This window comes from Vibrio sp. Vb1755 (assembly GCF_033338635.1).
Lineage (GTDB): Bacteria > Pseudomonadota > Gammaproteobacteria > Enterobacterales > Vibrionaceae > Vibrio > Vibrio alginolyticus.
The window spans coordinates 1-1,006 of the sequence record NZ_JAWOTA010000395.1; the positions used below are offsets into that span (position 1 = coordinate 1).

General features: G+C 47.4%; 1 protein-coding gene. It reads left to right on the top strand.

Going from position 1 to position 1,006, the window contains the following annotated elements:
- A partial coding sequence (locus R7E00_RS25385; protein ID WP_318124960.1) for a carbon-nitrogen hydrolase family protein occupies positions 1–974 on the top strand: 974 nt, incomplete at its 5' end.
- Positions 975–1,006 lie beyond the last annotated feature (32 nt).

Sequence of the window (1,006 nt, forward strand, 5' to 3'; positions counted from 1 at the left end):
GCTATTTGCCAGAAGATAACGCCTCAAAAGGCTACGCCACGTTGCTAGAGTGGGATAATTTTTTCTACGAGGAAGACATTCAATCCGTTCACGACATTGAGAAAACCTTGATTCGTATTGGCGTGGTGCAATGGCAAATGCGCGCGATGAACGATTTGGAAGACTTGCTCGATCAAGCCGAGTTTTTTATCTCCTCTCTGGCCAACTACAAAGCCGACTTTGCTTTGTTTCCTGAGTTCTTCAATGCTCCGTTGATGGGATTGCAAAACGATCAAAACTCAGTTGAAGCTATTCGCTTTCTTGCTAGCTTTACAGAAGAGATCAAAAACCGTTTCTCGCAAATGGCGGTCACTTACAACATCAACATCATTGCTGGCAGTATGCCGCTCATCGAAGATGGCAAGCTCTACAACGTAGCGTACTTACTGCAACGCGATGGGGAAATTAACGCTCAGTACAAAATCCACATCACGCCACACGAACAAAAAGACTGGGTAATTGATGGCGGTGATAATGTACAAGTGTTCGAAACCGATGCTGGTAAGGTCGGCATTCTGATTTGTTACGACAGCGAGTTCCCTGAGTTGGGTCGTATGCTCGCCGAACAAGGTGCGCAAATTATCTTTGTGCCATTCTGGACCGATACCAAAAACGGCTATCAACGTGTGCGGATCTGTTCTCAATCTCGCGCGATCGAAAACGAGTGTTATGTAGCGATTGGCGGCAGTGTCGGCAACTTACCGCGCGTGGACAACGTGGACATTCAATATGCTCAATCAGCGGTGTTCTCACCTTCAGACATTTATTTCCCCCACGACGCCACATTGACGGAAGCCAGTGCGAATACGGAAATGATCATCTTTGCCGATGTTGACTTAACCAAGCTGAAACAGCTCAACACCGAAGGCTCGGTAACGAACTTACGCCATCGACGCCTCGATTTGTACGGTGCGTTCACAACACCAAAAGAGTAGCCTGAGACCTAAGCCATAGTAATGACCGCTCG